The sequence below is a fragment of the Actinoplanes solisilvae genome, assembly GCF_003999975.1.
GTDB classification, from domain to species: domain Bacteria; phylum Actinomycetota; class Actinomycetes; order Mycobacteriales; family Micromonosporaceae; genus Actinoplanes; species Actinoplanes solisilvae.
In genome coordinates this window covers 245,082-254,510 of sequence record NZ_RJAC01000014.1, presented here as the reverse complement: position 1 = coordinate 254,510, position 9,429 = coordinate 245,082, and the positions used below count along the sequence as shown (strand labels likewise).

General features: G+C 69.8%; 11 protein-coding genes and 1 rRNA gene. 8 read left to right on the top strand and 4 right to left on the bottom strand.

Annotated elements, in window-relative coordinates; genetic code table 11:
• The 6 genes from rrf to EER30_RS30145 all read left to right on the top strand — a co-directional run.
• Positions 1-107: ribosomal RNA gene (rrf, locus tag EER30_RS30170) — 5S ribosomal RNA — on the top strand; the annotation flags it as partial.
• 266 nt (positions 108-373) lie between these two features.
• Positions 374-664 carry a hypothetical protein gene (locus tag EER30_RS30165; RefSeq protein ID WP_127504017.1) on the top strand — a complete coding sequence of 97 codons (291 nt, stop codon included), beginning with the start codon at positions 374-376 and terminating at the stop codon, positions 662-664.
• Positions 665-682: 18 nt separating this feature from the next.
• A complete protein-coding gene (locus EER30_RS30160; protein ID WP_127504016.1) occupies positions 683-1,018 on the top strand; it encodes a hypothetical protein in 336 nt (111 codons plus the stop codon).
• 2 nt (positions 1,019-1,020) lie between these two features.
• Positions 1,021-1,767: a hypothetical protein gene (locus tag EER30_RS30155; protein ID WP_127504015.1), complete on the top strand. Its 747-nt coding sequence runs from the start codon at positions 1,021-1,023 to the stop codon at positions 1,765-1,767.
• Complete coding sequence (locus tag EER30_RS30150) at positions 1,764-2,060, top strand: hypothetical protein (RefSeq protein WP_127504014.1); 297 nt, start codon at positions 1,764-1,766, stop codon at positions 2,058-2,060. The genes EER30_RS30155 and EER30_RS30150 overlap by 4 nt, the downstream gene beginning before the upstream one ends.
• 468 nt (positions 2,061-2,528) lie before the next feature.
• Complete coding sequence (locus tag EER30_RS30145) at positions 2,529-3,056, top strand: COG4315 family predicted lipoprotein (RefSeq protein ID WP_127504013.1); 528 nt, start codon at positions 2,529-2,531, stop codon at positions 3,054-3,056.
• Here EER30_RS30145 and fahA read toward each other — a convergent pair.
• Positions 3,050-4,234 (bottom strand): fumarylacetoacetase, encoded by a 1,185-nt coding sequence (fahA, locus tag EER30_RS30140; protein WP_127504012.1) that lies wholly within the window; start codon positions 4,232-4,234, stop codon positions 3,050-3,052. The genes EER30_RS30145 and fahA overlap by 7 nt on opposite strands.
• Positions 4,231-5,013, bottom strand: coding sequence for a hypothetical protein (locus EER30_RS30135; RefSeq protein ID WP_205650486.1), 783 nt, complete (start codon positions 5,011-5,013; stop codon positions 4,231-4,233). Before EER30_RS30135 ends, fahA begins: the two co-directional genes overlap by 4 nt.
• A 274-nt stretch (positions 5,014-5,287) precedes the next feature.
• Between EER30_RS30135 and EER30_RS30130 the strand changes: the two genes are divergently transcribed.
• Positions 5,288-6,484, top strand: coding sequence for a PP2C family protein-serine/threonine phosphatase (locus EER30_RS30130; RefSeq protein WP_127504011.1), 1,197 nt, complete (start codon positions 5,288-5,290; stop codon positions 6,482-6,484).
• Positions 6,485-6,535: 51 nt separating this feature from the next.
• Here EER30_RS30130 and EER30_RS30125 read toward each other — a convergent pair whose 3' ends face one another.
• The gene (locus tag EER30_RS30125) at positions 6,536-7,555 is read right to left on the bottom strand and encodes an aldo/keto reductase (protein ID WP_127504010.1); all 1,020 of its coding nucleotides are present in this window, start codon (positions 7,553-7,555) and stop codon (positions 6,536-6,538) included.
• Between the two features lie 58 nt (positions 7,556-7,613).
• Here EER30_RS30125 and EER30_RS30120 point away from each other — a divergent pair, with 58 nt between their 5' ends.
• Entirely contained in the window at positions 7,614-7,913 is a 300-nt protein-coding gene (locus EER30_RS30120) for a hypothetical protein (RefSeq protein ID WP_127504009.1), read from the top strand.
• Between the two features lie 48 nt (positions 7,914-7,961).
• Here EER30_RS30120 and EER30_RS30115 read toward each other — a convergent pair whose 3' ends face one another.
• Positions 7,962-9,245: a glycoside hydrolase family 6 protein gene (locus EER30_RS30115; protein WP_240670389.1), complete on the bottom strand. Its 1,284-nt coding sequence runs from the start codon at positions 9,243-9,245 to the stop codon at positions 7,962-7,964.
• Positions 9,246-9,429: the final 184 nt, after the last annotated feature.

Genomic DNA, 9,429 nt, shown 5'->3' with positions numbered 1-9,429 from the left:
ATAGCGGAGGGGAAACGCCCGGTCTCATTCCGAACCCGGAAGCTAAGCCCTCCAGCGCCGATGGTACTGCACTCGGGAGGGTGTGGGAGAGTAGGACGCCGCCGGACTCAACGTGACAGTAGGCCCACCCCACACGGGGTGGGCCTACTGCTGTTTCCGGGCCTTTTCGAGAGCGCGCCGACCTGTGAGCTGTCCGAGGCGCGGCAAGTAGTGGCTGGGCCGGGTCGGCGCGGCGTGCGTTGGACAGCAGGGTCCCGCGCTGCTTGGGGTGGACAGCAGGGTCCCGCGCTGCTTGGGGTGGACGGTGAGTTGCGTCGATGTGACTATCCTCGGGGACACGCGGGAACCTTCGAGGGCGGGCGGGACTGTGACGGTGATTGACGAGACGCGGCAGCTTCGCTGGTACCTGGGTCTTGGCCTGGCGTTCCTCGCCGCCGCGCCGTTGTTCATGATGACCCTGCTGGCCTATGACGCGGAGGCGCCCGACGGTGCCAAGGTGCCGGTCTTCGTCGCCGGCCCGGTCAATCTCGTCGGCTTCGCGCTGGTGCTGCGCAGCATGCTCGCCTCGGACCGCGAAGTGTCAGCGCGTTTCTTGAAGCTCGGGGCCGTCGTCGTCCTGGCCGGCGATGTGCTGCTCTACAGCGTACGTGCCCTGGCGGTCTGATCGAGGAGGCGGATCATCGTGAGCTTCGAAGTCGATCCTGTTTCGCTCCACGGCTACGCCGCCCTGCTCTCGCGGGCCGAGAGCGACGCCAAGGAATGCAAGTCCTACTTCGCAGCCAACGTCCCGGTTCTTTCGCCCACGACCGAGGGCCTCATCAATCCGGTCTGTTACGAGCATGTCGGCGTACGGGAAAAGGTCGGCGCCATGCTCGATCATCTCGTGGTTCTGCTGGGCTCGTCGTCCGCGGAGTTGGCCCGGGCAGCGACGCGATATGCGGAGTCCGATCGGGGAGCGGCCGCCAAGCTGGACGATTCGTACCCCATTACGGATCGGCCGTCGCCGCGGAGGAATTGACCATGGCCTTCAACGATGTGGCGGAACCGGTCGGTCAGCTCCGCAACCCGGCCGAGCGCACCGAGTCGATTCTGGGACAACCGTTCTCGAACCCCGGGAGCGCGCTCGACTGGTTGAGCCCGTCCCACATCGTCAACGAGTTCGTGAAAATGGTCGTCGGCTACGACATCTACGGCGAGGCGGCCAAGGTCTTCGCCGGCGACTGGGAACTGGTGTGGCAGGCGGCGGGTGCCTTCCGGAGTCTCGGCAACGCCATGCAGGATCTCGGTTTCAACGTCTCGTACGGCAATGTGGAGCTCGACGCCTCGTGGGACGGCAACGCGAACGACGCGTCCTACATGTATTTCGCCGATCTCAGCGCCGCGATCGCCTCGCAGCGGTTCGCGCTGACCGAGCTCGCCGACAAGTACGAGACGGCCGCCGAAGGCACCTACCGCATCGGCGAGACCGTTTCCGGCCTTTTGAAGGACATCACCGACGCCGCGATGATCGGCGCTGTGGCCGCGTCGGCCGGCACCGCGACGATCGAGACCGGCGTCGGCTTCGTCACCGGCTGGGGCATCGCCGCGTACGAGGGGTACAAAATCGCTGAAATGGCCGACAAGGCCCGCAAACTGATTGCCACGGCGTCGGCGATCATCGGCACAGCTGTCGGTGGGATCCAGGCGCTTTCCGCGGAGACCGGCGTCCTCCGGCGCTATCCGCTTCCCGGCGGCGGCTACAGACACCCGGAGAGCGAGCCGGGATGAGCGACTACGCACGCCAGCGGATCGTCGACCGCCTCCTCGCCCATCTGGAGGCGAACGGCAGCGACGAGCACCTCCGTGAGCTGGCCGCCGGGGTCCGGCGAGGCGACGCCCCCGTGCGCGACTTCGTCGCCAATTCCTCCTACGCCGAGGCGCTGCAGCCGGGTCTCGAGAACTTCGCCGGCTGGTACGACACGCTGAGCGACTCGGACCGCGCCGAGCAGGCCGAGCAGTGCCGCCAGGTGATCGAGAAAATAGACGAGCAGGCGGCGGCGAACGACGCGGGGCCGATCTGAGCCCGACGCGTCCGGGTCCCGGAAGACTCGACGGCATAGGCATTCGATTCCCCGGGCGTGTGATGGCGGCGCCACGCACGGTGTCGAATGCCACACGGAAGCGCTGTTGAATTGCTCTTTCAAGCAATTCCTAGATCGCGGCCGGTGACATCGCACGAAACGGCGACCAGTCGCGCGACCTGGTTTTATGACCCACCGCTGAACGTGTGGTGGTGTGGGATCAACACCCCGGTAGCCCCTGGTCATCGCCTTGTTATGGGATATTCGATCAATCCGGGGATCTCTCGGCATTGTCGATGGCCGATGTTTGATCGATCTTAGACAAGCGTCACAGGGCCGTCCCGACGCAAACTTCGAAAAGCTGGGTACCCACCGCTTCGAAGATTTGCGTCAAGGCCAATCTTCGAGCGAGAGCCAGGGGCAGGGCGCCCCCACGCGCTTGGGTCAGAAAGCTAGGAGAAAACAATCATGAACAGGACTCGTACGGTCATGGCGTTGGCCGTTGCGACGGCCGGGCTGGCGCTCGTCGCCGCCTGCGGTGACTCCGGTAGTTCCAACGAGCCGAGCAGCGCGGGGCCCCCGCCGTCGTCGACCTCGACCGTGATCAGCGCGCAGTCGACGCCGCTGGGCACGATCCTCGTCAACGACCAGGGACTCACCGTCTACGTCTTCGCCAACGACAAGACCAGCACGTCGACCTGCAACGGCGCCTGCGCGGCCAACTGGCCTCCGGTCAAGGCGCCGGCGACGCTGCCCGCCTCGATTCCCGGCGTCACCGGGGCGCTCGGCGAGACCACCCGCACGGACGGCAGCAAGCAGCTCACCGTGGCCGGGCACCCCGTCTACACCTTCGGTGGCGACAACGCCGCGGGCCAGACGAACGGGCAGGGCATCACCCTCGACGGAGGATTGTGGACCGTGGTCCTGCCGACGGGCGCGGCCGACCCGCACCCGTCCGGCGCCGCGCAGACGAACGGCGGCGGCGTGGGTTACTGAGGATCGAGCGCCGGCTGGACCGTCCCGGTGACCTCGCCGAGGCTGATCCGGGTTCCGCCGGCGCCGGGCGCGGTCGCGGTGATCGTGACGACGTCGCCGTCCTCGAGGAACGTGCGGGTCGTGCCGTCGGCGAGCGTCAGCGGCTCGGCTCCGCCCCAGCTCAGCTCGATGAAAGAGCCGCGCTGGTCTTTGGCCGGGCCGCTGACCGTGCCCGAGGCGAACAGATCGCCCGTACGCAGGGCGGCGCCGTTGACGGTCATGTGCGCGAGCTGCTGCGGCGCCGTCCAGTAGAGCTCGCCGAACGGGGGCCGGCTGATCAGTTCCCCGTTGAGCCGCACCTCGAGGCTGAGGTCGAGCCCCCACGGCTCCTTGCTGTCGTCCAGGTAGGGCAGCGTCGGGACGTCACGGTCGGGCGGCGAGACCCGGGCGGCCTCGAGTGCGGCCAGCGGAACCACCCACGGCGACACCGAGGTCAGGAACGACTTGCCGAGGAACGGTCCGAGCGGCACGTACTCCCAGGACTGCAGATCGCGGGCCGACCAGTCGTTGACCAGGCAGACGCCGAAGACGTGCTCGGCGAAGTCACCCACCGGAACGGGGGTGCCGAGCTGCGACGGGGCGCCGACGACGAACCCGACCTCGGCCTCGATGTCGAGCCGCTGGGACGGGCCGAACCGGGCGGCGCCGAGCTGACCGGTGGGCCTGATGACGGGGGTGCCCGACACCCGCACGGTTCCGGCCCGGCCGTGGTAGCCGATCGGGAGGTGCTTCCAGTTCGGGGTCAGCGGGTCGGAGCCGGGGCGGAACATGCGGCCCAGGTTCTCGGCGTGGTGCCGTGAGCTGTAGAAGTCGACGTAGTCGGCGACCTCGATCGGCAAGTGCAGCGTGACGTCGGCGACCGGGATCAGCAGCGGCTCGATCCGGGCCTGGTGGGCCGGGTCGGTGAGCCACTCGGTGACCTGCTGCCGCAGCCGGGCCCAGGCCGCGGGGCCCTGGGCGAGGAACGCGTTGAGGCTTCCGGTGGCGTGCAGCTCGTCGCCGGTGGCGGCGGCGATATCGAGCACCCGGGTGCCGACGGCCACGCCGGTACGCCGGTCGCCGCCGGAGACGGAGAACACCCCGTACGGGAGGTTGGTCAGGCCGAAACCGGTGTCGCCGGGCAGGTCGAGCCAGGTCATGCGGTGATCCGCTCGTGCGCGGGCAGCAGCCCTAGGTTGATCAGGTCGTCCACCGGCTCCGTGACGCTGCACGTGCCGAAGGAGGTGAAGGCGGCGCGGGCCCGCGCGTGGTTGCGGACGTCGGACGCGATGCCCGGCCCGTCGGTGCGGCGCAGGTGGGCCGGGGCGTCGGCCGGGTCGGCCGCGGCGAGCAGGACGTTCAGGAACCCGTGGTGCTCGAAACCGGTGGCCGGGTCGACGTGACGTACGGCGTGATGCAGCCCGGCCGTGCACTTGAAGGCGAGACCGCGGTCGAGGCAGGCGCGGATTGTGGCGGCCAGCTCGTCGGGCGACGGGAACAGCTCGGCGCGCAGGCCACCGGTGCGCAGCTTGGCCCGCAGAGCGGTGCCGGCGAGCGCGTCGAGCACGTCGTCGCGCTGATCCGTACGCGGGATCTCGACGGCGACCGGGATCTCCGGCGGCAGAACGTCGGCGGTCACCCGTACGACTGTTTTGGCATCGGCGGCGACCGGCGTCTCCACCGCGGCCAGCCGCAGCCCCGTGATCCGGGCGATTCGATCGACCGCGTCCGGCAGGTCGGCCGGAGCGGCGATCAGCGAGACGTCGAGCGGTGGCCCGTCGGGGGTCAGGTGTTCGCGCATCTCGTCCAGGCGGGCCGCGGTCACCACGAACGGGCCCGTCAAACTGGACCGCCGGGCCCGGTGCGCCGCCACGGCGGTCGCCATCGGCGCGTCACCCGGCGGGAACAGCGCCGCGTCGTCGAAGAACCGGTCGAACACGGCAACCCTCTCGCTACACCCGCCACCTATGGAAACGCGACCATAATCGTCCGAGCGTGCGGAAAACAAGCTCAGATCGGGTGCGCGGCGACCGATCGGGTAATGGTGAGGTTTCCGGTGCGAACTCCCGCGTGGGCCGCGCCCGGAACAGCTGGTCGTCGCGGTGCCCGAGACGGCGCCGAGCCGGCCCCGCTGACCTCCCTGAATGCGGACCCGGTCAGCGTCTGACGCGCCGTCCCCGCCGATGGGCGGGTGCTGGGACTAGGGTTGGCGCGTGGCGTCCGATGGCGTGCTCTCCGTCGACGAGCGGCTGCGGCGGCTCGAGGTGGTGACGGATGCCGCCCTGTCCCATCTCGAGGTGTCCGACCTGCTCGACGAGCTGCTGGAACGCGTACGGGATCTGTTGAACGCCGACACCGCGGTGATCCTGTTGCTCGACCCGCACGCGCAGCATCTGGTCGCCACCGCGGCCAAGGGGCTCGATGCTCGCCCCGGCATTCGCGTACCCCTCGGTCGTGGTTTCGCGGGCACGGTGGCCCAGCGCCGCCGGCCGGTCATCCTGACCGAGGTCACCGCGGCCGACATCGTCGGCACCGGCATCCGTTCCCTGCTCGGCGTGCCGATCTTCGCCGGCGGTGACGTGATCGGCGTGCTGCACGTCGGCACCTGCTCGCTGCGGCAGTTCACCGCCGACGACGTACGGCTGCTCGAGCTGGCGGCCGACCGGGCGAGCGCGGGCGGCCAGATCCGCTCCCGCAAACTCGAACAGGCGGCGGTCCTCGCCCTGCAGCGCAGCCTGCTCCCCCCGGTGCTGCCCACGCTGCCCGGCCTCGATTTCGCGGCCCGCTACGTGCCCGGCCACGACCTGAGCATCGGCGGCGACTGGTACGACATCTTCACCCTGCCCTCCGGGTGGGTCGGCGTGGTCATCGGCGATGTGTCCGGGCACGGCCTGGCCTCGGCGGTCGTGATGGGCCGCATCCGCAGTGCCCTGCGTGCCTACTCGCTGATCAGCGACGACCCGGCCGAGGTCCTCACCCTGCTCGACCGCAAGATCCTGCACTTCGAGGCGGGCAACCTGACCACCGCCTGCTACGCCATGATCGCGCCGGACCGTACGCGGATGCGGCTGTCCTCGGCCGGGCACCTGCGGCCGGTCCTCGCCACCCCCACCCGCCCGGCCGAGCTGATCGAGATGCCGGTCGACCCGCCGTTGGGCATCGGCCGCGTCCGGCCACGGCATGCCACCGACATCGACCTGCCGGCCGGCGCCCTGCTGCTGTGCTACACCGACGGCCTGGTCGAACGGCGCGGCGAGGTCATCGACGTCGGTATCAAACGCGTGATCGACGCCGTGCTGTCCGGCGACCCCGAGGACTGCACCTCGATCGTCATGGCCAGCCTGGGCGACGAACCACCCCGCGACGACATAGCGGTCCTGGCCGTCAGCCGCGTGAAAGGTCGCGTGTAGCAACGACATCTGTGTCCCGCGCACCTTGACCCCGAACCCGCCGGGGCCGGCTCAGAGACCTCGGCTCCGCTGGTCGAGGCCCAGAGGACCGTACGGGTAGTCGTTCGGGCGTGGGTCGCTGGCCTCGTTCAGGGTCGCGGTCTCCGAGTCGGTCAGGTGCAGGCCCGCCGCGCGGAGGTTGGCCTCCAACTGGTCGACAGTGCGGGCGCCCAGGATCGTCGACGTCACGGCGGGACGGTCGGTCACCCAGGCCAGGGCCACCTCGGCCATCGAGACGCCTCGGGCCTCGGCGACCCGTTGCACGGCTTCGATCACGTCCCAGGTGCGGGTGCTGTTGCGGCGGTCGTAGGCCTCCATGCCGCGCTCCGGGTTGTCGCCCAGGCGGGTGGTGCCGGTGGGCCGTCGGTCGCGGCGGTATTTGCCGGTCAGCCAGCCACCGCCCAACGGGCTCCACGGGAGCAGGCCCAGGCCGGCGTCGAGCGAGGCGGGGACGATCTCGTACTCGGTCTCGCGGACCAGAAGGTTGTACTGCGGCTGGAGACTGACCGGGCCGGTGACGCCCAGCTCGCGCGCCAGGCCGACCGCCTTGGTGAGCTGCCAGCCGGTGAAGTTCGAGAAGCCGTAGTAGCGGATCTTGCCGGCTCGGACGAAGCCGTCCAGCGTGCGCAGGGTCTCGTCGAGCGGGGTCATCGGGTCCCACGCGTGCGCCTGGTAGAGATCGACCGCGTCGACGCCGAGCCGGGTCAGCGAAGCGTCGAGGGCACGGGTCAGGTGCCGCGCGGACAGGCCCGCGCCGTTGGGGTCGGCCGCCATCGGGAACCGGCCTTTCGTGGCGAGCACGACGGGGCCGGTGACGTCGGCCGGCCGGGAGGCGAGCCAGCGACCGACGATGCGCTCCGACTCGCCGGCCGAATAGACGTCGGCGGTGTCGACGAACGTGCCGCCGGCCTCGACGAACCGGTCGAGCTGGGCGTGCGACACCTTCTCGTCGGACTCGTCGCCGAAGGTCATCGTGCCCAGGCAGAGCGTGGAGACGGCGCATCCGCTGCGGCCGAGCGTGCGATATTCCATGCTCTCAACCTAGCGGTCGCGCGCGGGGCGCCAACGGCCCTGCGGCATCATCGTCGGTATGGCAGTGATGGTGGAGATCCACTTCCCGGTGACCGCTGAGGACGAGTGGATCGATGATGTCGGCGACTTCATGATCGACCTGGAGGACGAGTTCGGCATCACCGAATACGAGGACGGCGAAGAGGTCGGCGACGACTACGTCTTCTTCATCGCCGGCGCGAGCGAGCGGAGGCTGCTGGCCGCGGCCTCCCGGGTGGCGACGCGCAAAGGTGTGCCCGCGGGGGCGTACGCCATGGTGACCGACACCGAGGCCGCCAAGGTCGGCATGGGCCGCCGGGTACGCCTGCCGGTGCGATGACCGCGCGGCAGCGGCCCGGTGGTGGTGACACCGGGCCGCTGGTTCTTCTCAGGCCGCGCAGGCGAGGCCCGAGGTGCCCGCCGCGCCCGAGGCGATGAACCCGAACTCGGCCGTGGCGCCGGGCTGAAGCGACCCGTTCCACGACGCGTTGCGCACGGTGACCGTCGATCCGCTCACCGACAGCGTGCCGCCCCAGACCTGGCTCACCGACTGTCCGGACGCCAACGTCCAGGAGACCGACCAGCCGTTGATCGCCGCGCCGCCCGCCTTGACCGTGACCTGCCCCTGGAAACCGCCCTGCCATGAGCTCGACGTCACGTAGGTCGCACCGCAAGCACCGGCCGGCGGGTTGGTCGGTGGTGTAGTCGGCGGGGTCGTCGGTGGCGTGGTGGGCGGGGTTGTCGGCGGAGTCGTGGGCGGATCGGACGCCCCGGTCGCCAGGCTCGCGGCCAGATCAGGCTGGAACGACCCGGCCGAGTAACGACACCCGTCGGCCTCACCCGGCGGCTTGATCCACAGGAACGCGTCGATGCCGGCATCGCCGGTGTCGAGCGTGGGGTAGCGCCCGATCCTGCGGTCCGTGTTGTCGTCCCCGCACCAGTCACCCGCCGCGCCACCGTTGCGACTCGTGTCGATGACCTGCCGCTTGCCGGTGATGCCCCGGCCGTTGAGAGAGCTCAAGACCGATCGGCCGTACGAGGTCTCGCCCGCGGTGGACTGATAGTTCGAAGCGTTGGTGTAGAAGCCGTCGCCGTCACCGACACCCGCGTTGGCCAGCCGGCGCGCCTGCTCCGAGGCACTGTTCCAGGCCGAGTGCCCACCGTCGAGATAGACCTTGGCGCCGGCGGCCTTGAGCGTACGGGTCGCCGTGGCGAGAGCCTGATCCCGGGCGGTGATCTCCCCGCTGCTGAGGCACGTCTGCAGCGCGATCGAATCGGGCTCGAGCATGATCAGCGTCGTCCGTCCGGCCAGGCCGCGGGCGATGCCGTTGACCCAGGTCTGGTACGTCGGCAGGTCGGGGGCGCCGCCCGCACTGGCCCCGCCGCAGTCGCGGTTGGGAATGCCGTAGACAGTCAACGCCGGAACCCGCCCGGCGTTGACCGCGGCCCCCACATACGAGGAGACCTCGGCCTGAACGGTGTTGACGTTGAAGTTGGACAACCAGCGGGTGGCCGGCTGGCTCGCGATGCGCGAATTGATCAGCGACGCGCGGGAATCGTTGGGATTGGCGGCCAGCCACCGCGCGACGGGGGTGTCGGGGTCGCGGTAGAGGGTGCCGCTGAGCGTGCCGGCCGAGGCCGTGCCGACACCGAACAGAACGCCGGCCGCCACACACGCGACCGAAGCGGCGACGAGGGGAAGCCGTCGCGAACGCCGAAAAACTGTGGGGGACAAGGTGCTTCCTTCCGAAGGGGACTTCCGGTTTGGGAGCGCTCCCACACGGTAACCCGACACCCCGAAGACAGCAACCAATGCACCGTGATCGATCCATTCGGTGTGATCGCAGCCAGCCGGC